We start from the raw sequence: 23788 nt of genomic DNA, 5'->3' as shown, positions 1-23788 counted from the left end.
ACGCTAATCTGTTAAAATAGAATAAACTAACTTAAGAAAGATAGTCAATCAATTCCTTATGTCAAAATATCTTATTTTAACCGAAAAACCGTCTGCGGCCACTAATTTTGCGAAAGCAATGGGCGGAAAAACAGGTATGTTCAATAATTTTAATTATAAAATTACAAACCTACGTGGTCATGTGATGACCTTAAAAGACCCTGAAGAGATGGTGGTCGAAGATTTGAAAAAGCAGTATAAATCTTGGTTAGTGAAACATTTACCATGGAATTTGGATGACTTTTCTTGGGCACGGACCTATATTCGACAACGTAATATGCGTACAGGCAAGGTTGAATCAACAAAGAAGCTCATTGACGAATTGAAAAAAGAGTCTAAATTAGGATACGATGCGATTGTGATTGCAACTGATACAGATCCATCTGGAGAAGGTGAATTACTCGCTTGGGAAGCCTTGGATGCGATTGGGTGGCGTAGACAGGTATTACGGGCGAATTTTATGGATGAATCAGTATCTGGTATTAAAAAAGCTATGGTTTCATTACGAGATGTGTCTGACAAACATGCTGATGGTGAGTATGTTAAAGGCGAGAGTCGTAACCGCTGGGATTTCGCTTCTATGCAGTTAACAAGAATTGCAACCACCGCAGCTAAAAAGGCAGGGTTTAAGGTAGTTGCACGTGAAGGACGGTTGAAATCTGTTATTGTTTGGCGTATTTATCAACAACTTGAAGCTATTAAAAACTATGTTAAAACACCATATTTTGAGATCAAGTTTAAGGATCAAGCAGGCCACATTTTTGGACGTATTACACCACAAGGGGATATAATACCATGGCGTTTTAAGACGAAAGAACAAGCAGCAGCAGATCTCAACAATTATCATGATACTGAGGTAGTGAATGAAAAGCATCAAATACGAACACAAGCGCCTGGCAAACTGTTAGATTTAGCCGGATTAGCCTCTATATTGGCACCTCGTGGCTTTTCTTCTAAAGAAGTATTAAGTACCTACCAAAAAATGTATGAGGCACAAATCGTTTCCTATCCGCGTACGGAAGACAAGACGGTAACACCTGAGCAGTTTAATGAATTATTGTCAAGGATTGATAAAATTGCAGATCTTGTTGGTGTGGACAAGACGTTATTGACTCATCGGGCACCTAGAAAAACACATGTTAAGTCACAAGGGGCGCATGGTGCGAACCGACCAGGTGAAAACGTGCCACAATCAACAGAATCCTTATCAAAATTTGGTGCTAGTGGACCAGCAATTTATGAAGTGTTGGCTAAAAACTACTTGGCTATGTTAGCAGAGGATTATGTTTATGATCATGTCACAGCTAATTTAAAAGATTATCCTGAATTCAAAACAGCATTCAACGTGCCTATTGAGTTGAATTTTAAGTTAGTTTATGACTCACAGAAGGCGACTAAAGTTGAAGGAAATGATCAAGAAGGGGAAACTAATGGCCAATTGGGACCACAAGCGGTACCGTATTTATATGAAGGTGCAAATTCAAAGCCACAAACACCAACAACAAAATGGATTATGGCCTTTTTAGAAAAACATAATGTCGGTACTGGTGCTACCCGAGTATCTACTTTATCTGATATATCACGTGGTACAAAAGCAATGATATCTGAAAAACGAGGTAAATTGGACTTGACGGAAACAGGATTAGTGTCTGCTATCATGGTTAAAGGCACATGGATTGCTTCCCCAAAGATTACGGAGCGTTTATTTGAAATGATGGATCAGGTAGGACGTTTTGAATTGACTATGCCACAAGTATTAGATTCAGTGACTAAGGTAGTTGAACATGATATGCCTATTATGTTAAATAACGCACAAATACTTGAATCAGTCCTTGGTAAACCAAAACCGAGTGTGAAAAAACCACGAAAAGTGTCTGAAAAAATGGTTGGTATCTGGCAAGGTAAAGAAATTACTTTTGCTCGTGAATGGAGTGGACACCTTTTTTCTGATGAAGAATTGCAAAAATTGCTTACTGGTGCTGAAATTAGTTTTTTAGCTAAATCGAAACGTGGCAAAGAGTATACTGCAGTTGGTAAAATGGCAAAACAAACTTTCAAGGGTAATACCTTTTATGGGTTTAAACTGAATCCTAAGACAAAAAAAGCATAATCGACCTTACTTAGGTTGAGTATGCTTTTTTAATTTCTTGGAGAGTGTAGTAGCAAATTGAGTGCCAACATGTATTTTTTATTGTAATAATGTTGAAGCAAGCTAAATAGTTGAAGCAAGCTAAATAAATGTATGATTTTATAAAGCTTTTGTATTATTGTATAATGAAAAGAAATAGATGAGGAAAAACTATAAAATGAAAGTGTGAAAATGAATGAATTATAATGCACCACATCGGCATGCTACCATTGAACTATCGCAAGCGGCGGTTGTTCATAACTTGAAAGTCATTAAAGCCAATGCGCATGCCAAAGAAATTATGGCTGTTTTGAAAGCCAATGCCTTTTCACATGGGTTACCAGAAATGGCAGCTTTGAGTGTCAAAGCCGGTGCGACACGTTTTGGCATGGCAATGCTTGATGAAGCACTGGCACTACGTGACTTGGGGTATACAGAACCTATAGATGTTCTAGGGTTGACAGATCCAACATATGTTCGGTTAGCTGCCGAAAGAAACATTACGTTAGCATTTAGTACGAAAAAATCCCTTCTTACTGCTGCTAAGCAACTAAGTGGTACTAACCTATCATTAAAAGTTTCTTTGCCGGTTGATACTGGTTTGAACCGGATTGGTTTTAAGAATCATGATGATTTGGTAGCGGCTATAAAAGTAGTATCAGCCGAGAAAACACTTATTTTTCAAAGTTTATGGACACATTTTGCTACTGCTGATACGCCTAATGTTGACTATGTTGATTTTCAAGTTTCGGAATGGCAACGATTGACATATAACTTACCAGCCAAGCCTAACGAAACACATTTTGCAAATACAGGTATAGCAACTTGGTATCCTGAAAAAATTAATACGGATATAGTTCGTTTAGGAATCGGTTTGTTTGGCATAAATGGATCAGATCCAACCATGCCAATGCCCTTCGAATTAATTCCTGTACTATCATTAAAGGTTGAAGTTGTGAATAGCAAACCAATCAAAGCAGGTGAGGCAGTTGGATACGGAGTTACATTTCGTGCACCACAAGATGGCTATTTAATTACTATGCCAATTGGGCATTCAGATGGATACCCTTTCAATGCCAGTGGAATGCGCGTTTTAATGGCTGACGGTCAAGTGGGACACATTGCGGGAGGGGTAGCAATGGATCAATCGATGGCCTTTGTAGAAAATCCTGTTCCTGTGGGGATGATGGTAACTTTGATTGGTAGTGTAGGTGATGAGACAATTACCATGGAAGAATTAGCCGACTATACACAATGCAATATTGTTCCTTTGATGAATGATTTTTCCCCACGTTTGCAGCGCATCATTGTGCCGTAAAAATAAAAAAAGGATGACTTTACTGAGTCATCCTTTTTTATTAATTGCCCCTGCTGGATTCGAACCAGCGCGTAGTGGCACCAGAAGCCACCGCCTTACCGCTTGGCCAAGGGGCAATTACTTTATATATTTTACAGAACCTTCACCTAATTTGCAAGTGGTAATTCACAAATAAATTCGTTATACTGGTTAAAATACTTCAAGGGGGAAATCTATGCAGTATGCAACTTACGAAAATACAGTAGCAAAATTAGCTGCTCATCATATCACTATCCCAGAGATAGCTCAGATAGCTTTTGATAATGAACAATCTTACGTAGAAGGTTTGACATTGAATCAAGTGGAGGAAGCGGTTAAAAGCATTTTACATAAGCGCGTAGTTCAACATCAGGTATGGGTTGGTTTAGAATTAGACCGTTTAGCGGAAGCACATTTGTTAGAATCGCCCTTACAAGATTTAGTCGAAAATGATGATGGCCTTTTTGGTGTTGATGAAACAATTGGTTCAGCAATTGCAATGTCATTTGATACGATTGGTGTAACTAATTATGGTTACATTGACAAAACGAAAGTCGGCTTAGTAGGTGAACTCGATCGTAAAGGGAAGACATCTGAGGCAGTAACGACATTCGCAGATGATATTGTAGGCGCTTTAGCAGCAGCTGCTGCTTCTAAAGTGGCCCATAAATATGCTACAGGAATGGTCGATACAATTTTACCAAATCAAGAATAACGCTGTAGCGTTTTTTTTTTTAATGTATAAAATTTGCATAATAGGTCTAGACCAATTATACTGTAATCATAGATACAGTCACTGTTTTGGTAAACATAGGAGGAATGTGTTACGCTTTTTCTGCATAACATCAGACATTATGGCAAAATTAATTAAGAACATTAATCTTTATACAGGTTATCAACATTTAGAAAGCGCCTTTATGCGTTTTACAGATACAATTGAAGAAGTTGGCTATATGAATAACTTTCAAGCAAAATCTGAAGATGAGTTGATTGATGAAGCAACAGATAAAATTATAGTGCCGGGTTTTATTGATGTTCATAAACATGGTGGTTATGGCTTGGATACCATGGATGGGGATCCAGATAAAATGAGTATTATGGTTAATAAAATGGTTACGGAAGGTATTACGTCACTATTTCCAACCACAATTACTCAATCTCCAGAAAATATCGAACAAGCTCTAAAAACAATTGATCAAGTTGCGAAAACTAATCCAGTAATTCAAGGTATTCATTTAGAAGGACCTTTTATTAATAAAGTTTTTATGGGTGCACAGCCGGAAGAATATATTATTAATCCAGATACAGAACTTTTAAAAAGATGGTATAAGCTTTCAGGTGAACGTATTCGCTTAGTGACTTATGCACCAGAAAATGGTGGTATCCCTGATTTTGAAGAGTTTATGTTGCAACACCATATCATTCCGTCAATAGGTCACTCAAATGCGACAAGAGCTCAATTGATACACTCACGGGCCACACATATTACTCATTTATACAATGCACAACGACCATTGCATCATCGGGAACCAGGTGTAACTGGTCATGGTATGTTAGAGAGCTCTGTTACTGGTGAAATAATTGCTGACGGTTTTCATATTGTTCCTGACATGTTACAATTAGCTTTTAGTATCAAAGGTGCGCATGGATTAGAGTTAGTAACTGATTCAATGCGAGCTGAAGGATTAGGAAATGGTATATCTGAACTTGGTGGTCAAAAAGTTACTGTTAAGAATAAACAAGCTCGTTTAGATAATGGCCATTTAGCTGGTTCGGTATTAGCTTACGATGACGCGTTTACTAACATTCAAAAATTCACAAGTGCCGACATTAATGATGCGGTTCAAATGAGTTCAGTTAACCAAGCAAAGGAATTTGGTTTAACACAAAAAGGCAACTTATCTGAAGGTAAGGATGCTGATTTTAATATTTTTAACAAGGAATTGCACTTAGAGGCGACATATTCATTTGGTCGTCGTTTTGCACGGGAAAACAATGGGTAAACCTCGATATATCGAAATTCACAATCAAATATTGTCTCGTATTGAAGCTGGTGAGTGGCAACCGCAAGAACGCTTACCATCTGAAAGAGAGTTGGCTTTAGCATTTGATGTATCTCGAATGACCTTACGTCAAGCGGTTCAGACTCTGGTCGATGAGGGGATTTTGGAAAGAAAAGTCGGTTCTGGAACCTATGTTGCTGAACAAAAAGTTTCTGAGCGAGCCCTTGGTGTTACTAGTTTTACAGAGTTAATGGCGGCTACTGGACGAGCTGCACATACGATTACGGTGAGCTATAAAACAACTTCACCATCAGCCTCTGAAATTGAGCATTTAAAGCTTGATAATATGGATAAAGTGTTGGTTATGGAACGATTACGACTTGGCGACGATGAGCCAATTTTGTTAGAGCGTACGACATTACCTATTAAATTTATTCATTCATTTTCTCGTACTGCTCTAACAGAATCGCTTTATACTACTTTAGCATCTGCGGGCATCTATCCTGGCCATGCTGAACAGACCATAACTGCAACATTGGCTAATGAACGGTTAGCTGAATTATTGGAAATTAAACGTGGTGATCCTATATTATCAGTTCGTCAGGTATCATATGATCAACATGATACGCCATTTGAATATGTAAGATCTTACTATGTTGGCGAACGTTTTGAATTTACATTAACGAGATAAATAATAAAAAAAACTGTTTGATATATCAAACAGTTTTTTTATTATTTATGATTAAACTTTTTTGCAAGAATATCGCCAGTAACTTGGACTACAAGCACAAGAATTAAGACTAATAGTGTTGCGACTAGAGTTGTGTCAGTAGCAAAACGATTGTATCCATATGAGATAGCCATGTTACCTAAACCACCAGCGCCAATGGCACCGGCCATTGCAGTTAAACCAATCAAGCTAATCAAGGTCACTGTTGACACACGAATAATTTCAGAAAGACCTTCTCGTAAATAGACACCAAAAACAATGTCCCAGAAAGAAGAACCGATAGCTTGGGCTGCTTCAACAATCCCACTGTCTACTTCAGCTAATGCCACCTGTATTTGACGAGCATAAAATGGAAATACACCAAGCGCAAGTGGTACTAATGCAGCAGTTGTACCAATTTGTGTGCCAACAATTAATTTAGTAAATGGTGCAATAAATGCTAGTAAAATAATAAATGGAATTGCACGGAAAACAGAGACTACTTTATCAAAAATCCAAAATAATGTTTTATTGGGTGTAATACCTCTTGGGGATGTTAGGATTAACCCAAGCCCAAAAATCAAGCCAAGAATACCACCAAAAATAGCTGACCAGAAAGTCATGTATAACGTTTGCACGATAGAAGTCCACCAACCTGTATCGCCACTCCAGCCTTGATAAACAACGTTAGGGAATGTATTTGTAAACCATTGACTCATAATTAGTTGCCTCCTTTAATAACTGTAACATCTACATGATGATCATGTAGCGTACTCAAAGCAGTTTGCAATTGTGTTGGGTCGCCTGACAAGATGACAAGTAAGGAACCAACAGGTGTATCTTGCAAAACCTCAATGTTACCGTAAAGAATATTGGCTGTGACATTGAAGTCTCGGAATAATCCTGCAATTAATGGTTCATCTGTGGTTTCACCAACATAAGACAAACGAGCAAAAATTTCACCATCTTTCAATTTATTAACCAATGGTTCGTGACTAATTGTTTCAATAGCTTTATCAATATTTGTTGCTGTTTCAATAAATTCACGCGTTAATTGTTGCTTAGGTTGTGCAAATATCTCAAGTAGAGAACCACGTTCAATAATTTCACCATTTTGCATTACAGCAACTTTATTGGCAACTTCTTTCACCGCCTGCATTTCGTGGGTAATCAAAACAATTGTTAGGCCAAACTCGGTGTTTAGCTTTTTAAGTAGAGCCAGAATTTGGTTTGTTGTTTTAGGGTCCAAAGCAGAAGTTGCTTCATCGGAAATTAAAATTTCTGGATCATTAGCCAGTGCACGAGCAATGGCTACACGTTGCTTTTGACCACCAGAAAGTTGGGAAGGATATTGTTCTGCTCGATCAGATAAATCAACAAGAGCCAATAGTTCAGCAACTTTAGCTTTTTTTTCATCATCCTTTAATTGACTGTGTTGTAGCGCAAATGCTACGTTTTCAGTTACTGTTCGCTCATTTAGTAGATTAAAATGTTGAAAAATCATACCTATTTTACGACGACGTACACGCAAATCATTATTACTGATACGTGTTTTTTGTCCACTATGTTCATCACTTTGGAAAAAAGTTGTGCCATTGACAACGATGGATCCGCGTGTTGGTTCTTGTAGTAAATTAATCACGCGAACAAGCGTTGATTTTCCAGCACCTGAGTAGCCTACAATACCATAAACATCACCACGATCAATGTTGATAGAAACGTTTTTCACAGCTTCTATGGTGCGTTTTTTTTGATGGAAAGTGACATCGATATTCTTTAGTTCGATAATTGATTCTGTCATTTTTCATAACTCCTAATTAGTTCTTTGATTACAGCGATGTGTTGATTATAATCTGTTAATCGGATATTTTCATTTGGTGCATGATCTAATGTATTAGCATATCCTACACCTAAACTTGCAATTGGGGCGTCTAAAGCTTCATGAATATAATACATTGGTCCTGTACCAGGAGAAGTTGGCATAACAACTGGTTTTTGATGATAGTACTTTTCAGTAATATTAATTACACGTGAAATTTCTGGGTCGGACATATCACTGCGATAACCAGGTTGACCTAACGTCTTAGTTACCACAATATCAGAAAAACCTTCATTTTGGAAATGTTGTTTGATTTGATGTAATGTTTTGTCTGGTAGCATGTTAGGTACTAAGCGTGCTTCAAGCTTAGCATGGGCAACTGCAGGCAAAACTGTTTTAACACCATCTCCCAAATAACCACTTTGAATACCTTCTATATTCAGAGTTGGCTGAAAGTATAATGTTTCTTTCAAATCATTTCCAGTTTTATCACTTAAGAGTTTGGCTGTTAGTCCGTGTTGCTGAATTAGTGTTTGGCTATTAATAGGGAGATTTTCAACTAGTTTTTTTTCTCGTGAATTTGGTATTGCTACATCATCGTAAAATCCAGGAACCATAATGTGCCCATCGTTATCAAATAGTGTAGCCAATGCTTGTGTTAAGCGCCAAGCTGCCGAATCAACAACACCTGCTAGGGATGAGTGTAAATCAGTTTGTGCGGTTTGTACATCGACATTAAAAGTAACGATGCCTTTATTACCACCAAAAATTTCAACAACATCATCAATATTTTTACCACCAGACTCCCAAACAATCAAGTCTGCGGTTATTTGATTTTTATATTTATTTAAGTATTCATCTAAATGTTGAGAGGAAGATTCTTCGGAACCCTCGATGATAAATGTGATATTTACTGGGAGATGACCATTACTATCTGTTAGATATTCTTCAATAGCTGTTAGACGTGCGGTGATATTACCTTTATCATCGTCTGTGCCTCGACCGTATAATTTGCCATCTCGTTGTGTTAGTGTCCAAGGATCGCTTTGCCACAAAGATAATGGTTCTGCTGGCTGAACATCGTAATGATTATAGATTACTAGGGTCTGAGCATTCGGAATATTGCTTTTGAATTGTGCCAATATAAATGGTGCAAAGTAGGTATCATCATAGGTAACATGAGCACCTAATTGACGAAATGTTTTGGCCAAAATTTGAGCAGTTTCAGGTAAACAGCGATGTGTTGCCGAAACACTTGGTAGGGCAACTAAATCACGAAGTAAATTCAAATATTTTTCATTGCTACTCATAATTTAGTCCTTTCGCAGAAAATTATGTACGCGCCGAAGCGCATTAATTATTTGTTATAGTCCCAAACAGTGATTTCTGCTGAACCATAATACTTTTTAACGAGTTTCTTTGTTTTTTCAGTTTGCAGTGACTTCACAACTTTTTTGTATGTTTCGTTGTTTTTATCTTTTTTGTTGGCTGCAATAAGGTTGAAGTATTGCTCTGTTTCTTTGTTTAAGCCTTCAACGTAGATAGCAGATTCAACATCTAGCTTAGCCGATACAGCATAATTAGTGTTGACTACGGCGCCGGCGACTTTTGAATCATTTAATGATTTGGCAGTTTGTGAAGCATCAACTGGTGTGATTGTTAAATTCTTAGGGTTTGATGTAATATCTTTTGGTGTTGCCGTGTTAGTATCTTTGATTTTGATTAATCCTGCTTCAGCTAAAAGATGAATACCACGGTTCTCATTCGTAACATCATTAGCAACTAAAATTTGGTCACCAGACTTAAATTCAGAGATTTTCTTGTATGATGTTGAATATATGCGAAGTGGTGTTGTCCAAGTATCACCAATTGAAACGATATTAGTTTTGTATGTCTTATTCCAATTTTCTAAGAAAGGATAGTTTTGGAAAGCATTTAAATCAATATCACCGTCAGCTAAGGCTTTGTTAGGTTGTGAATAATCAGTAAACTTTTTTGTTTTTAATGTGATGCCATATTTATCTTTGGCTGTTTTTATGGCTGATGACCAAATTTCATCTTCTGCTTTCGATCCTGCCATTACGCCAATAGTAACAGTTTTAGATTCAGCCTTGTTATTACCGCCAAAGGATAAGTATGCAGCGCCTGCAATGACAACAACAGCAATTCCAGCAATAATGTAGTTCTTTTTCTTACTCATAGTAATTCTCCTTTAGTTCTCGTACTTATTTTGAAAAATCTTTATCCCATGCAGCTAACTCGACACCATCATATTGTTTATTAATGGCCTTTTTAACTGCATCTGTTTGGTATGCTTTAACAACTTGTTTGTATATTTTTTTGTCTTTATCTTTACTATTGGCTGCAATAATATTGACCCATTGATGTGAATCTTTGTTAATTGGTTCAACGAAAATAGCATCCTTGTAGTTTAGTTTTGCTGAATCAGCATAAGTGCCATTAATTACGGCTCCTTGGATATCTGACAATGTACGAGCTGTTTGATCTGCTGCCAATTCTTTAATTTTTAAATTTTTAGGGTTTTTAGTGATATCTTTTACTGTAGCAGTTGTTAAACCACTTTTTAAATCAATTAACCCAGCAGCTTTTAATACATAGAGTGAACGACTTTCATTTGATGGATCATTTGGTACAGCAATGGTGTCGCCACTTTTGAACTGAGAAATCTTTGTATAAGTTTTAGAATAAAGTCGAATAGGTGAGATGACTGTATCACCTATGGAAACAATTTTATTACCAGTTGATTTATTAGATGCCTTCAAGAAAGCATAGTGTTGGAAAGCATTTAAATCAATGTCACCAGCTGCTAAGGCTTTATTGGGTTGTGAATAGTCTGTAAATTCTTTGAATTTAATGGTGATGCCATATTTATCTTTAGCTGTTTTCTTAACGGTATTCCAAATTGCCTGATCTTGTTTAGATCCTGACATAATACCAACAGTTACTGTTTTTGATGATGTTTCTGAATGTTGTCCGAAGCTGGCGTAAGCAGCTCCTGCAATGACTATTATTGCAGCACCACCGATAAGCCACTTAGTCTTTTTACTCATAATATATTACTCTCCTCAATATTCTCACACAAAGATTATTAAACAAATTTTAAAACGATCACACACTGAAATAGGGATCTTAGGCTCAAAAAAGCCGTTTCTGTACCATAGATACAGAAACGGCTGAAATAGCGTGTTACCATTCTGAGTTGTAGATATTTGTTACCAAATATTTGCTCACTAACCATCAGGCATCGGGAGATGATCCTAGCCGAATGGTGTGCCCGGTAACGGGGGCCAAGTCGTTGCATGCTTAACGGTAAACCGATTCACATACACCAATCACAGGTCATTTTCACAATCGCACTCACGCTGGCTCTCATCAACCGTCAGCTTTCTTAGCTTCATTAAATTGCTACTTTTCTGTTCAATTTGTTTTCGTTTTAAAATCGTTATAGCTTATAATAACGATTTTCTAATTAATTGTCAAATAATTTATTTAATTTCGGAATAATAATAGAAAAACGGCAAACATAATTAGACTTGAACCTAGTAATGAAGCTGTTCCAAAGATACTAGAAAGAATTGCTGATGAAAAGGCACCAACCATGAAAAAAACAACTAAGATTGAAAAAACCCAAGCATTGTGCAGAAAAATATGGTCATGCTTGATAAAATATTTGACAAAATTGGTTCCAACATTACGCAAATTGCCAGTGGACATTACACTGGTAAATGGTAGACCACGTAATTTTGGAAATGAATCGAGTTGCATAGCCAATAGAAAAGATAACGCAGATATAATGGCTGTGCTTGATAAATAGGGATTGAACACACCAATAATTGCAATACCAATAAATTCAATCAAAATGCTGTGCTGTTGAATAGAAAGTTTATTACTTGGAAATATATGGTTCAAAATAGTGTTAAATGCTGCACCCAGAACAAAGAATATGATTGGTGTAACAAAAAATAAGGTCGTCTTCCAATGACCTTGGGCCAAATGAAACCCGGCTTGGATGATGTTACCAGTTTGCAAGCTGGCAAAACGCTCGTGATGGTATTCAAATGTATATGAATCAATAAAACCAGAATTCATAACGAGTAACAATCCAATACGCAGTCTCTCTTGCATTGGATTTTTATTTTTCAATATCATAATCTCTCCTAAAAATATTTATTTTAACATGCCTTATTTGTGAATACTAGTAGAAAATTGATATACTAATACTACCATCAGGAGGGGATTCAGTTGATGAAATTGAAGATAACAGTGTTTGCATTTTTGTTTGCTATACTGAGCGGGACGGGGACAACAGTTCTTGCAGATAAAAATTATAGTATCACTAATTTGAATGAAGTAGTACAAATTGATGCCAACGGAACGGCTCACATAACTAAAACGATTACTTACCATTTTGATGAAAATATGAACGGTATATATTTTAAAGAGTCACTTGATAAAGGAATTGGTATGAATCCATTACAATGGGGTGGGTTAACCGCCATTGAGGCGAAATATAATAATGGTGAAAAGAAAATGGTGTTGCCTCGTCAAGGAGAGAGTAGTGGGTATGTTGAAACTAAAACTAACCAAGAAGTTGAAGAAAAAATTTATTATCCCGTTCAAAAAGATTCTCAATTAACTATGTCCTATAGGTATACATTGAAGAATATGGTAATCAATTGGCATGATGTAGCCGAAATAAATTGGATACCTATCAGTGCTAGAGACGTTCCAATCGGCAATGTAGGTTTGCAGCTTGTGTTGCCTAACAAACCAGCGACAATATTAAAAGCTTGGGTACATAGCCATGTGGCTGACCAAGTCAACGTCAATAAAAACAAGGCAACAGTTACTATTAGTAGTAAAAATGTGGACGCTAATAATTCATTAGAGATTCACAGTTATTTTGATCCTAGTCAAACACCGTTAAATACCAATAAACAGTCTGGTAACCGTGCGGAGTATATTCAAAATCAAGAGCAATCAATATGGCGTAAAAAGAGGGAATCACTGCGAGTAAAGAAAATAATAGGATTGATTATTTTGCCTATTGTCTTCTCAATAGTCGCAATAATCGCCTCACTTCAAACTATTAAACGATATAATCTATTGAGAAACGCGCAGCAACAAAGTGGCACTATTGGAAATATTGTGCATATTTTTGATATACCTAATGATTTAGGACCGGCTTTGATTAGTCAACGAATTGGCAAAACAACCTCTGATTCGAAATTAATTATTGCGACGTTGCTTGATTTAATTGCACGTCGAAAAATTAGCATGTCTTATAATGATATTCAGCGTCAAGATGATATTAGTTACAGGGTGACTGATGAATCAAATTTACAATCGTATGAAATTGATTTTATCAATATGATTTTTGGAAAAAAACGTAGAGCTATTATTCACTCTGCTTTTAAACAACCTGAATCAGTTGTTTCCAATCGCATCAAAAATAATATCGCCTCTTTTAAGGAAAAACTTAAGCAGGCGGAAAAAAATAAAGCAATAATTGATCATGCATTAACAGATAGTATAAAAAGCAAACAAATAACTGCTACAGCAAGCCTGATTGTTATCACCTTGCTATCGACATTTATACTTGCTTCTTTTGCTTACAGCACGCAAATATTGGTAATGTGGTACCTTGTTATTATTCAGGGCATTATTGGGATTATAATTGTTAGCTTCAATCTAAAACCAGCAAAATTTTATACAGTGCCAGACGGCTTTCAAGAAAAATGGCAGTGGGATGGATTTGCCAAAATGCTTCATGATATTGGGCATCTGGAAAATAAAACTATTTTAGATGTTCAATTGTGGGATAAAATTTTAGCTTACGCAATTATATTTGGTGAAGCAAAAAACGTTGCTAGACAGATGAAAATTTGGGCTAAAAGTGTAGTCACAGAGGATTCTATGATTTTTTTGCCAATTATGTTGTTCGGAGATAATTGGGTTGAAAATCTTGTGCACAATGTTCAATACGATGGTGCGTTTCATGTTGAAAGTGACAGCAACGGTGATGGAGGAAGTTTTTTTGATGGTTCATCAGGCGGTGCTGGAGGAGGAAGTGACGGGGCTTTTTGAATAAAGAGAGTCGCATAGTTTTCAACTAAAATTAACATCTATTTCAAAAAATTTGTTATACTATAGACATAAGTTAATTTCTGAGGGAGTAACTGACGGAATGATCGTGGCTGAATCGTCAAAGCAAAACAGTAATGTTTTATATCGCGTACAATGCGCCGGTTCAGCATTAAACAGTGAGACTCATGTAAACACACCTTTATTTGTGTTTGCATGAGTCTTTTCTTTTTGTTAGTAACTCTTTGGAGATTTATTTGAAATATAAGGAGATATCCCACATGGCAGATAAGCCACTATATAATCAAGATAGCACTGAAGTGTTATCTCATTTGCAGACGGATGCAAAAAAAGGACTTTCAAGTGCAGAGGCTAGTAAACGTCTCGAGCAAAATGGTGCTAACCAATTGAACGAAGCTAAATCAACGAATTTAGTCCAAAAGTTCATCAATCAGTTTAAAGACTTGATGATTGCTATTTTATTGGCAGCTGCCATTGTTGCTGCCTTTACAGGTGAGTTAGTTGATGCTGTTTTCATCTTAGCTATTGTTATTATTAACGCAGTTTTTGGTGTTTTTCAGGAAGCTAAAGCTGAAGATGCGATAAATGCGCTCAAAGAAATGTCAACGCCGAATGCTAACGTCATTCGCGATGGTAAGGAAACATCAATTAAATCTACAGAATTGGTAGTTGGTGATATTGTTCGGCTTGAGGCAGGAGATATTGTGCCTGCTGATGTCCGATTGATTGAATCTGCATCCTTGCAGATTGAAGAAGCTTCATTGACAGGTGAGTCTGTGCCAATTAATAAGGGCGCAGAAACACTGCAAGAAACTGATTTACCTTTGGGTGACCGTACAAATCTAGGATTTATGAATACTAACGTTACATATGGCCGTGGTGTTGGTGTTGTTACTGGAATAGGTATGGAAACAGAGATTGGCCATATTGCTGGAATGTTAGAAGCAACCGACGAGACCAAAACACCGTTACAAGCTAATTTGGTCAAATTGGGACAAGTGTTAACTTATTTGATTCTTGGTATCGCTGTTATAACTTTTATTGTTGGTTTAGTTAGAGGAAAAGAAACAATTATTGATATGTTGTTAACTTCTATTTCCTTGGCAGTTGCTGCAATTCCAGAAGGGTTGCCTGCGATTGTGACAATTACACTAGCATTGGGAACGACTCGCATGGCTTCTCGGCATGCCTTAGTACGTAAATTGCCAGCCGTAGAAACATTGGGTTCCACTGATATTATTGGTTCTGATAAAACAGGTACTTTAACACAAAATAAGATGACGGTTGAAAAATTAGTCGTTAATGCTGAAATTTCTGATGCGGCAACTACAGCAGAATTAACAGGTACTTATGCTCGTTTAGCTGATATACTAGCTTTAAATAATGATACAAAACGTACAGAAAAAGGTTTTATTGGGGATCCAACAGAAACAGCCTTAGTTGCCTTTAATGAAAACCATGGTCGTGATTTAGATAAATTGTATACAGAAATGCCACGTGTTGCTGAGATACCGTTTGACTCAGATCGAAAGTTAATGTCAACGGTTCACCCAGCTCCAAATGGATACATTATAACTGTCAAGGGTGCACCCGATGAATTGTTGAAGCGAGCAACGCAAATTGAAATCAACGGTGAAATTGAATCACTATCTGATGAAATTCGTGCTAAGTTGCTTTCGATTAACTCAGAATTAGCAACACAAGCTCTTCGTGTGCTTGGTTTTGCGTACAAGATGGTTAGTCAAATTCCGAGTGATATGAGCACTGAAACTGTTGAGCAAAATTTAGTCTTCACTGGTTTTGTTGGGATGATTGATCCAGAACGCCCAGAAGTTGCGCAAGCTGTAGCAGAGGCTAAAGCTGCTGGCATTCGTCCGATGATGATTACTGGTGATCATCGTGATACAGCTGCTGCTATTGCTATCCGCTTAGGGATTTTAGATGAAGCTGATAAAGAAATAGCTGTTATTTCAGGCGCTGATTTAGATGAGATGAGTGATGAAGAATTCGCTCAAAACGTTGAAAAATATAATGTTTATGCTCGTGTAGCACCGGAACACAAAGTTAAAATTGTTAATGCTTGGCAAAAAAAGGGCAAAGTTGTTGCTATGACAGGCGATGGGGTCAATGACGCTCCAGCCTTGAAAACAGCCGATATTGGTATTGCAATGGGTATCACAGGTACGGAAGTGTCGAAGGGTGCTTCTGACATGGTATTGGCAGATGATAACTTTGCCACAATTGTTCATGCTGTTGAGGAAGGTCGTAAGGTCTTCGCTAACATACAAAAAGCTTTGCAATATTTACTAGCTTCAAACTTGGCTGAAGTTATCGCAATTTTCGTTATGACATTATTGGGTTGGAATATATTAGCGCCAATCATGATTTTATGGATTAACTTAGTAACTGATACGTTACCTGCTATTGCTTTAGGTATTGAACCAGCCGAAAAAGGCATTATGAAAAATAAACCTAGAGGTCGTGGTGCTAGTTTCTTGTCTGGTGGTGTTGGACCAGCAATTATTTGGCAAGGAACTTTGCAAGCTGTTATTGTGCTAAGTGTTTATGGTTTTGCTTTAGCAGCTCCTGTTCATCCAGAGGTACATTTGGCCCACCAAGATGCTTTGACAATGGCATTTATGACGCTTGGATTGATGCAGATGTTCAATGCAATTAACGTGAAGTCTGTTTATGGTTCCATGATTGGACCTCAGGCTTTCCAAAATAAAATGTTTAATTGGGCATTGTTAGGGTCAGTTATAGTGATGGCCGCTGTGGTCGTTATTCCAGCTTTGAATCCACTCTTCCATGTGTCACATCTAGATGGTTATCAATGGGCGATTGTATTAGTTGCTGGAATGAGTATCATTGTTATCGTGGAACTGGTAAAATTGATACAAAGATCAATTTTCAAAAAAGGATAAAAAACATTGGCAAAATTTAACCCAAAACAAGCACAAATTTATGTACAAACATTGCAACAAGTTTTAACAACAACACAAGATACAGCAGACCGTGTGGCACCATTTTTTACGAAATTAGATGATGCGAAAGAAGATAATGCTATTGTGGATATGCCAGTAGCAGAATTTTCTGAAATTAAGGCTGAATTTGAAGATGCTGTAGTTGCATATCAAGAAAATGCAAGAATTTTGAATAATGTACAAGCGCCTATTCGTTTACTAGGCTTGCATAAATCATTGGCGAAAAATTATACTGCATATGCTGAAGCAACAAAAATGATGAGTGACGCATTGAATACCACTAATCAGACGGTAGATGATGCATTGTACGTAAAATCAGAAGAAGATCAGGAACTTTACCTTGGTAAAATACAGGCAAATGTTTCTAAAATTATGATGGGTGCCGGTCGTTAAAAATGATTAATTCGTTATAATAGTTTAACAAAAGCGAGAAACTTAAATTCTTAAGTTTCTCGCTTTTGTTCGTTAAAATTATAATTTTTCAAGTTTTTGAAGTGTTTGCTGTGTAAAATAACCGTTTTGTAGTTGTTCAGCTAATGGAGTAATATTTTTTTGCCAAGTAGCATATTTAACTTGACTAACTTCAAAAACCTCTTCAATCTGATCTAGAGAATCAATAACAAAACCAATATTATATTCTTTAATCAAATGGCCAATTGCACTTTTATGCCAAGCAATTAAAGGTAATCCTGCACGTAAGTAAAGGCTTGCTTTGTGTGGTGCATTAAATTTCGTATATGTTTGGTAGGTTTTATCTTCAAAATCACTATCCCAAAGTAGACCAAAGCCATCATGAAAACCATTTAAAATATTCACAGGATCAAAGTTACCACAGTAGTCAACACTTCCTGGAAATTCAACTCCAGCCCATTTTTTTGGTTTTGAACCAAAAAGACTAATTTGTGGTCCAGCGTAATCTTTTAACCAAGGAGATTTTTGAAACGTTCCAGCAAAGTTAATTTTGTGACTAAAATAAGCATTTTCTGTAACGCTTCCTAAATAGTCAAAAAATGGTTGAATAATAGCCGAAGTGTGAATACCCAAATGTACTAATTCATCATACATTGCCTGAGAGTGTACGATAAGTGTATCATAACTATTTAGTACACCTAATTCCCAAGGGTCATTTTTTATCAAACGCAGTGGCTCAATATCATGTATTAATATTGTGGTATGAACATTAGTTTCTTTTAATGTTTTTAAAAACATATGTTCAAAATCAGCACTCATATAAGTCGGAAATTGGTGAATTACATGGTCACCGGGTTTTATTTTGCTTAACCATGAATGAATTTTTTTTTGACGAACGACATCATCAAATCGTTTATCATTATAGCGCTCGAGAGGGATTGTGTGCCAATTAAAGTCGGCTGCAATTTTTGCATAATCAGATTTAGCTTTTAGAGCCCCTTGAGGCATCCACGGTTCAATTGTCTGCGTGATATAGTTTGTCATACTACAATTATATCAAAATCCGAACTATTTTAGAGGTTTTATAGTAAATTACGAACTATAAAATGACAAAAATATAAACATTCGGATATAAAACATACTTTTAATCAAATTCTAAGAAAAAAACTGCTTAAAAAACGCATAATAGAAATATAAAGAATATTTGGAGAAAAAATATGCAACGTTCAGCAAAAATAGGTATTAGTATAGCAGCAGTGGTCGTTATTGGTGGTGGTATTTACGCTGCAACCCAAAATTCCTCAACTAAAAGTACAGGTTATTCAGTTGCTTTGGTTACGGATGGTGGTGGTATTGACGACCGTTCCTTTAATCAATCCGCTTGGGAAGGCTTGAAAGCTTATGGGAAAGCCAACAAATTGCAGCAAGGAAAAGGTGGCTATAACTATTTCTTGAGTTCAGATACTTCTGACATTAAAACAAACTTACAAACTGCGGTTAAAGGTGGTTATAAGTTAGTTTACGGTGTGGGATTTGCTGCTGCGCCAGCGATTACAAGTGTTTCAAAAGCCAACGCTAAAACAAACTTTGCAATTATTGATTCAGTTGTCAACAATAAAAATGTAGCTTCTCTACTCTTTAAATCAGAACAATCATCATATTTAGCAGGAGTGGCTGCTGCCAAACAAACAAAGTCACAAACAGTTGGTTTTGTGGGTGGTATTCATAGTGATACAATCGATACTTTTGAAGCTGGTTTCAAAGCTGGTGTTAAAGATACCAACAGTAACATCAAGGTGATTACGCAATACACTGATTCATTCACAGATGCGGCTAAAGGGAAAACAATTGCAGCTTCAATGGTTGCTAATGGTGCGGATATAATTTTCCAAGCCGCTGGTGGTGCTGGGAATGGTGTCTTTGCGGAAGCTAAGGCTGAAAATCAAAAACTGGCTGCTGATGCTGATAAAAAAGTTTGGGTTATCGGAGTTGATCGTGATCAAAAGTCTGACGGAGATTATAAAGATAAAGACGGTAAATCATCAAACTTCACATTAGTGTCTGCGGTTAAGCGCGTTGACAGCGCAGTTGAAGATGTGGCTAACAAAGCCAAAAATGATAAATTCCCAGGTGGAAAGACTATTACTTACGGTTTGAAGCAAAAAGGTGTAAGTCTTTCAAAAGATTCAGCATCTGATAGTGTTTGGTCAGCTGTTAAAACAGCCGAAAAGAAGATTATCAATGGTGACATCAAAGTACCAGTTCATCCTTAATGATAGATAAAAATAAAAACTAATTCTCGGAAGCATAGCGAAAATTAGTTTTTTTGTCTGTGAAATCCGGAAGAACAACATAATTTTTTAGATTAATAACTATAAAAATACATTGTCTTGGTATACAACGTTTACTGAAAACATGCATAAGTAATCACAATTTAGATGAAAGATAGTTACATTTTATGCAAAAACTTAATAATATCTATCCTAAAGAATCGATTTTTTGTTATACTAAATGTACTATGAAAAAAATATGGATAATTCTCACAACTTTGGCGATTGCTGTCGTTGCAACGATGTCTGTTACGACAGTCGATGCTGCCAAACCAAACTACATCATCACAACGGATGCAACGTATCCGCCTTTTGATTTTCAAGATAGCAGCAATCAATATACTGGTATTGATCAAGAAATTCTAAAAACAATTGCTAAACGTGAAGGATTTACGTACACATTGAAACCAATGAGCTTCAATGCAGCAACACAATCAGTTACATCTGGTCAGGCTGACGGTATTATTGCCGGTATGTCGATTACTGATGAACGAAAAGCAGTCTTTGATTTTGGAACACCTTATTACAAGTCAGGTATTGCTTGGGCAGTAAAAAAAGGTTCAAACATTAAATCACTAAACGACTTAAAAGGTAAGACGGTTGCACTGAAAACAGGTACTGCTGGAGCTGATTATGCCTTATCAATTCAAAAAAAATATGGCTTTAAAGTAACATATTTTAATGACTCTGACACTTTGTATAACGATGTAATTAATGACAATACTCAGGCAACATTTGGTGATTTGCCAGTACTTCAATATAGCATTAAAAATGGTACGAAGTTGAAAGTTATGAATGCCGATTCTCCTTACGAATCTGGATGGTATGGCTTTGCTGTTAAAAAAGGACAAAATAAACAACTATTAACTTCCTTTAACAAAGGATATGCTTCGATCAAAAAAGATGGTACATACGATAAAATTATCAAAAAATATTTAGGAGCTCCGGCTTCTGATTTTACTGGTAAGAAATCTGATAATACTTCCTTACTTGGTATTTTAAAAGCGAATGATAGCGCCTTTATGCGTGGGCTATGGCAGACACTTTTGTTAACTATTCTAGGCATTGTTTTGGCCTCTGTCTGGGGTATTATTCTTGGTATCATGGGTGTTAGTCAAAATAGTGTTGTTCGAGGAATATCTACCACATTAATTTATATCTTCCGTGGATTACCATTGATGGTGTTAGCATTCTTTATCTATATTGGTCTACCAGGTGTTATTGGGGCAAAGATTCCAGCATTTACAGCAGGATTAATTACATTAATCTTAAACGAGGGAGCGTATACTGGTGCCTTTGTGCGAGGTGGATTTGAAGCCGTCGATAAAGGTCAAATGGAGGCTGCACGAAGTCTTGGATTTACTTATAATCGATCAATGCGTAAAGTAATTATGCCACAAGGATTGAAGATAATGGTTCCAAGCTTTATTAATCAGTTCATTATTACATTGAAAGATACATCAATCTTATCAGCGATAGGTATTCTAGAACTGACACAAACAGGAACATTGATTGTTTCACGTAACTCACAAGGATTCCGTGTATGGGCAATTGTGGCTGTGATATATTTGGTAGTTATTACATTGCTTACATTACTAAGTAATTGGGTAGAAAAGAGGACACGTGCATGAGTGAAGCACAAACAAATGTTAAAGTACATGTTGATAAGGTGAATAAATCTTATGGTTCGAACCATGTGTTACGGGATATTTCTTTAGATATTAAGCAGAACGAAGTTGTCGTAATGATTGGCCCTTCTGGGTCAGGTAAATCAACGTTTTTGCGTATGTTAAATCAATTGGAAACACCAGACAATGGTACTATTGTTGTTGATGGTTATGACCTTTCAGATAAGAAAACAGATATTAATAAAGTCCGTGAAAACATCGGAATGGTATTCCAAAATTTTAATTTATTTAACAACTATACAGTTTTGGAAAACATTATGCTGGCGCCTGTTGAGTTAGGCAAAATGGATAAAGATAAAGCTGAAAAGAAAGCTCGGGAATTATTAGAAACGGTTGGTTTGGCTGAAAAGGCCGATGTCTCTGTTAACTCTCTTTCTGGTGGTCAAAAGCAACGTATTGCCATTGCACGTGCCTTGGCTATGGAGCCAGACATCATGCTCTTTGATGAACCAACATCTGCCTTAGACCCCGAAATGGTTGGTGATGTTTTAGATGTTATGAAAGACCTAGCCGATTCTGGTATGACCATGATCATTGTAACGCATGAAATGGGCTTTGCTAAGCAAGTTGCCGATCGTGTTGTATTCTTTGAGTCTGGAAAGATTCAAGAATCTGGTGAGCCAGAACAAGTATTTGCTGCACCGAAGAATGCACGACTAAAAGAGTTCTTAGGAAAAGTTATGCATGCTTAATCGCACTATGTTGAAAGAACAGTTAGATAAGATGGCTAAGAGGCCATCTTTTTTTGAGAGGATAAAAAATGTTTAAAAAATGTTTTATCATTATGGTTGGTCTAGTCATGTCACTACTATCACTTTCAGTAGTACAAATGCACGTAGATGCTTCACAACCTCATTACACAATTTCGACAGACGCAACGTATCCGCCTTTTGATTTTCAAGATAAAAATAACGATTATATAGGTATTGATCAAGATATTCTAAAGGAAATAGCGAAACGAGAGGGGTTCACTTACACGCTCAAACCGATGAGCTTCAATGCTGCGGCACAAATGGTTACTAGTGGGCAAGCTGATGGTATTATTGCTGGTATGGCAATTACGGATGAACGTAAGGAAGTGTATGATATTTCAACACCTTACTACCAAACCGGTGTTGCTTGGGTCGTTAAAAAAGGTAGCAAAATTAAATCATTAGCAGATTTAAAAGGACAAACGGTAGCGCTTAAAACAGGTACTGCTGCTTCTGAGTACGGTAAATCTCTTCAAAGTAAGTACGGATTTAAAATTAAATACTTTAATGATACGGATACAATGTATAATGATGTTGTTGTAGGCAACTCGGTTGCTACGTTTGAAGATATGCCGGTTATTCAATATGCTATTAAAAATGGTATGAAACTTAAAATTATGAATTCTAATCATCCAGGTAACGCTGGTTGGTATGGATTTTTTGTTAAAAAAGGTGATAATCAAGCCTTGTTAGCATCATTCAACAAAGGCTTTTCCGCAATTAAAAAAGACGGTACATATAATAAAATTGTCAAGAAGTATCTTGGTGCAACGCAATCAACATTTACTGGTTCAGCAAAGGATAATCATTCGGTATTAGGTATTTTAAAAGCGAATGATAGCGCCTTTATGCGTGGGCTATGGCAGACACTTTTGTTAACTATTCTAGGCATTGTTTTGGCCTCTGTCTGGGGTATTATTCTTGGTATCATGGGTGTTAGTCAAAATAGTGTTGTTCGAGGAATATCTACCACATTAATTTATATCTTCCGTGGATTACCATTGATGGTGTTAGCATTCTTTATCTATATTGGTCTACCAGGTGTTATTGGGGCAAAGATTCCAGCATTTACAGCAGGATTAATTACGTTAATCTTAAACGAGGGAGCGTATACTGGTGCCTTTGTGCGAGGTGGATTTGAAGCCGTCGATAAAGGTCAAATGGAGGCTGCACGAAGTCTTGGATTTACTTATAATCGATCAATGCGTAAAATAATCATGCCACAAGGATTGAAGATAATGGTTCCAAGCTTTATTAATCAGTTCATTATTACATTGAAAGATACATCAATTTTATCAGCGATAGGTATTCTAGAACTGACACAAACAGGAAGTTTAATCGTGGCGCGTAACTCACAAGGATTCCGCGTATGGGCAATTATAGCAATTATCTATTTGATTATTATTACTTTATTAACTTGGTTGAGTAATGGGATACAAAAGAAAATGCAGTAAGAAAAAACA

At 36.6% G+C, this 23788-nt stretch carries 19 protein-coding genes and 1 tRNA gene; 12 read left to right on the top strand and 8 right to left on the bottom strand.

Annotated elements, in window-relative coordinates:
* Nucleotides 1-58 precede the first annotated feature (58 nt).
* A complete protein-coding gene (locus ESZ47_RS04955) occupies nucleotides 59-2149 on the top strand; it encodes a DNA topoisomerase (RefSeq protein ID WP_148605299.1) in 2091 nt (696 codons plus the stop codon).
* Nucleotides 2150-2363: 214 nt separating this feature from the next.
* On the top strand, nucleotides 2364-3485 hold the full coding sequence (alr, locus tag ESZ47_RS04950; RefSeq protein ID WP_148605297.1) for an alanine racemase: 1122 nt from the start codon (nucleotides 2364-2366) through the stop codon (nucleotides 3483-3485).
* A gap of 44 nt (nucleotides 3486-3529) precedes the next feature.
* On the opposite strand, the gene ESZ47_RS04945 is transcribed toward alr, so the two are convergent.
* Nucleotides 3530-3601 (bottom strand) — tRNA-Gln (locus ESZ47_RS04945).
* Nucleotides 3602-3699: 98 nt separating this feature from the next.
* On the opposite strand from ESZ47_RS04945, the gene ESZ47_RS04940 reads away from it, so the two are divergent.
* The 3 genes from ESZ47_RS04940 (at nucleotide 3700) to ESZ47_RS04930 (ending at nucleotide 6197) form a co-directional block, all read left to right on the top strand.
* The gene (locus ESZ47_RS04940) at nucleotides 3700-4218 is read left to right on the top strand and encodes a phosphatidylglycerophosphatase A family protein (RefSeq protein ID WP_148605296.1); all 519 of its coding nucleotides are present in this window, start codon (nucleotides 3700-3702) and stop codon (nucleotides 4216-4218) included.
* Between the two features lie 139 nt (nucleotides 4219-4357).
* Nucleotides 4358-5506, top strand: a complete 1149-nt coding sequence (gene nagA / locus ESZ47_RS04935) for an N-acetylglucosamine-6-phosphate deacetylase (protein ID WP_148605294.1) — start codon at nucleotides 4358-4360, stop codon at nucleotides 5504-5506.
* Complete coding sequence (locus ESZ47_RS04930; RefSeq protein ID WP_148605292.1) at nucleotides 5499-6197, top strand: GntR family transcriptional regulator; 699 nt, start codon at nucleotides 5499-5501, stop codon at nucleotides 6195-6197. The genes nagA and ESZ47_RS04930 overlap by 8 nt, the downstream gene beginning before the upstream one ends.
* A gap of 41 nt (nucleotides 6198-6238) precedes the next feature.
* Here ESZ47_RS04930 and ESZ47_RS04925 read toward each other — a convergent pair whose 3' ends face one another.
* From ESZ47_RS04925 to ESZ47_RS04900, 6 genes are all read right to left on the bottom strand, one after another.
* Complete coding sequence (locus ESZ47_RS04925) at nucleotides 6239-6934, bottom strand: methionine ABC transporter permease (protein WP_148605290.1); 696 nt, start codon at nucleotides 6932-6934, stop codon at nucleotides 6239-6241.
* A gap of 2 nt (nucleotides 6935-6936) precedes the next feature.
* Nucleotides 6937-8016 (bottom strand): methionine ABC transporter ATP-binding protein, encoded by a 1080-nt coding sequence (locus ESZ47_RS04920; RefSeq protein ID WP_148605288.1) that lies wholly within the window; start codon nucleotides 8014-8016, stop codon nucleotides 6937-6939.
* On the bottom strand, nucleotides 8013-9344 hold the full coding sequence (locus ESZ47_RS04915) for a M20/M25/M40 family metallo-hydrolase (protein WP_148605286.1): 1332 nt from the start codon (nucleotides 9342-9344) through the stop codon (nucleotides 8013-8015). The genes ESZ47_RS04920 and ESZ47_RS04915 overlap by 4 nt, the downstream gene beginning before the upstream one ends.
* Before the next feature lie 47 nt (nucleotides 9345-9391).
* Nucleotides 9392-10234, bottom strand: coding sequence for a MetQ/NlpA family ABC transporter substrate-binding protein (locus ESZ47_RS04910; RefSeq protein WP_148605285.1), 843 nt, complete (start codon nucleotides 10232-10234; stop codon nucleotides 9392-9394).
* Between the two features lie 25 nt (nucleotides 10235-10259).
* Nucleotides 10260-11105: a MetQ/NlpA family ABC transporter substrate-binding protein gene (locus ESZ47_RS04905; RefSeq protein ID WP_148605283.1), complete on the bottom strand. Its 846-nt coding sequence runs from the start codon at nucleotides 11103-11105 to the stop codon at nucleotides 10260-10262.
* 439 nt (nucleotides 11106-11544) lie between these two features.
* Entirely contained in the window at nucleotides 11545-12204 is a 660-nt protein-coding gene (locus ESZ47_RS04900) for a YoaK family protein (RefSeq protein ID WP_148605282.1), read from the bottom strand.
* Between the two features lie 96 nt (nucleotides 12205-12300).
* On the opposite strand from ESZ47_RS04900, the gene ESZ47_RS04895 reads away from it, so the two are divergent.
* The 3 genes from ESZ47_RS04895 to ESZ47_RS04885 all read left to right on the top strand — a co-directional run bounded on the left by ESZ47_RS04895 (nucleotide 12301) and on the right by ESZ47_RS04885 (nucleotide 17537).
* Nucleotides 12301-14142 carry a DUF2207 domain-containing protein gene (locus ESZ47_RS04895; protein WP_244307557.1) on the top strand — a complete coding sequence of 614 codons (1842 nt, stop codon included), beginning with the start codon at nucleotides 12301-12303 and terminating at the stop codon, nucleotides 14140-14142.
* Nucleotides 14143-14420: 278 nt separating this feature from the next.
* Nucleotides 14421-17084: a calcium-translocating P-type ATPase, PMCA-type gene (locus ESZ47_RS04890; RefSeq protein ID WP_148605280.1), complete on the top strand. Its 2664-nt coding sequence runs from the start codon at nucleotides 14421-14423 to the stop codon at nucleotides 17082-17084.
* Nucleotides 17085-17090: 6 nt separating this feature from the next.
* Complete coding sequence (locus ESZ47_RS04885) at nucleotides 17091-17537, top strand: chemotaxis protein (protein WP_148605279.1); 447 nt, start codon at nucleotides 17091-17093, stop codon at nucleotides 17535-17537.
* Nucleotides 17538-17615: 78 nt separating this feature from the next.
* On the opposite strand, the gene ESZ47_RS04880 is transcribed toward ESZ47_RS04885, so the two are convergent.
* Nucleotides 17616-18599 carry a sugar transferase gene (locus ESZ47_RS04880; RefSeq protein WP_148605277.1) on the bottom strand — a complete coding sequence of 328 codons (984 nt, stop codon included), beginning with the start codon at nucleotides 18597-18599 and terminating at the stop codon, nucleotides 17616-17618.
* A gap of 173 nt (nucleotides 18600-18772) precedes the next feature.
* On the opposite strand from ESZ47_RS04880, the gene ESZ47_RS04875 reads away from it, so the two are divergent.
* From ESZ47_RS04875 to ESZ47_RS04860, 4 genes are all read left to right on the top strand, one after another.
* Nucleotides 18773-19828, top strand: coding sequence for a BMP family lipoprotein (locus ESZ47_RS04875; protein WP_148605276.1), 1056 nt, complete (start codon nucleotides 18773-18775; stop codon nucleotides 19826-19828).
* Nucleotides 19829-20127: 299 nt separating this feature from the next.
* On the top strand, nucleotides 20128-21516 hold the full coding sequence (locus ESZ47_RS04870; RefSeq protein WP_425280130.1) for an ABC transporter substrate-binding protein/permease: 1389 nt from the start codon (nucleotides 20128-20130) through the stop codon (nucleotides 21514-21516).
* Nucleotides 21513-22265 (top strand): amino acid ABC transporter ATP-binding protein, encoded by a 753-nt coding sequence (locus tag ESZ47_RS04865; RefSeq protein ID WP_148605272.1) that lies wholly within the window; start codon nucleotides 21513-21515, stop codon nucleotides 22263-22265. Before ESZ47_RS04870 ends, ESZ47_RS04865 begins: the two co-directional genes overlap by 4 nt.
* Nucleotides 22266-22333: 68 nt before the next feature.
* Nucleotides 22334-23779 carry an ABC transporter substrate-binding protein/permease gene (locus tag ESZ47_RS04860; RefSeq protein WP_148605270.1) on the top strand — a complete coding sequence of 482 codons (1446 nt, stop codon included), beginning with the start codon at nucleotides 22334-22336 and terminating at the stop codon, nucleotides 23777-23779.
* The last annotated feature ends 9 nt before the right edge of the window (nucleotides 23780-23788 follow it).

It is taken from the genome of Leuconostoc litchii, from assembly GCF_008107645.1.
GTDB lineage: Bacteria > Bacillota > Bacilli > Lactobacillales > Lactobacillaceae > Leuconostoc > Leuconostoc litchii.
This window is presented reverse-complemented; position numbering and strand designations above follow the sequence as displayed.

Coding starts and splice junctions, on each gene's coding strand:
- ESZ47_RS04905 (WP_148605283.1), bottom strand. CDS start 11,105: ATGAGTAAAAAGACTAAGTGGCTTATCGGTGGTGCTGCAATAATAGTC.
- ESZ47_RS04930 (WP_148605292.1), top strand. CDS start 5,499: ATGGGTAAACCTCGATATATCGAAATTCACAATCAAATATTGTCTCGT.
- ESZ47_RS04940 (WP_148605296.1), top strand. CDS start 3,700: ATGCAGTATGCAACTTACGAAAATACAGTAGCAAAATTAGCTGCTCAT.
- ESZ47_RS04915 (WP_148605286.1), bottom strand. CDS start 9,344: ATGAGTAGCAATGAAAAATATTTGAATTTACTTCGTGATTTAGTTGCC.
- nagA (WP_148605294.1), top strand. CDS start 4,358: ATGGCAAAATTAATTAAGAACATTAATCTTTATACAGGTTATCAACAT.
- ESZ47_RS04880 (WP_148605277.1), bottom strand. CDS start 18,599: ATGACAAACTATATCACGCAGACAATTGAACCGTGGATGCCTCAAGGG.
- alr (WP_148605297.1), top strand. CDS start 2,364: ATGAATTATAATGCACCACATCGGCATGCTACCATTGAACTATCGCAA.
- ESZ47_RS04955 (WP_148605299.1), top strand. CDS start 59: ATGTCAAAATATCTTATTTTAACCGAAAAACCGTCTGCGGCCACTAAT.
- ESZ47_RS04860 (WP_148605270.1), top strand. CDS start 22,334: ATGTTTAAAAAATGTTTTATCATTATGGTTGGTCTAGTCATGTCACTA.
- ESZ47_RS04875 (WP_148605276.1), top strand. CDS start 18,773: ATGCAACGTTCAGCAAAAATAGGTATTAGTATAGCAGCAGTGGTCGTT.
- ESZ47_RS04890 (WP_148605280.1), top strand. CDS start 14,421: ATGGCAGATAAGCCACTATATAATCAAGATAGCACTGAAGTGTTATCT.
- ESZ47_RS04920 (WP_148605288.1), bottom strand. CDS start 8,016: ATGACAGAATCAATTATCGAACTAAAGAATATCGATGTCACTTTCCAT.
- ESZ47_RS04910 (WP_148605285.1), bottom strand. CDS start 10,234: ATGAGTAAGAAAAAGAACTACATTATTGCTGGAATTGCTGTTGTTGTC.
- ESZ47_RS04895 (WP_244307557.1), top strand. CDS start 12,301: ATGAAATTGAAGATAACAGTGTTTGCATTTTTGTTTGCTATACTGAGC.
- ESZ47_RS04900 (WP_148605282.1), bottom strand. CDS start 12,204: ATGATATTGAAAAATAAAAATCCAATGCAAGAGAGACTGCGTATTGGA.
- ESZ47_RS04865 (WP_148605272.1), top strand. CDS start 21,513: ATGAGTGAAGCACAAACAAATGTTAAAGTACATGTTGATAAGGTGAAT.
- ESZ47_RS04925 (WP_148605290.1), bottom strand. CDS start 6,934: ATGAGTCAATGGTTTACAAATACATTCCCTAACGTTGTTTATCAAGGC.
- ESZ47_RS04870 (WP_425280130.1), top strand. CDS start 20,128: ATGTCTGTTACGACAGTCGATGCTGCCAAACCAAACTACATCATCACA.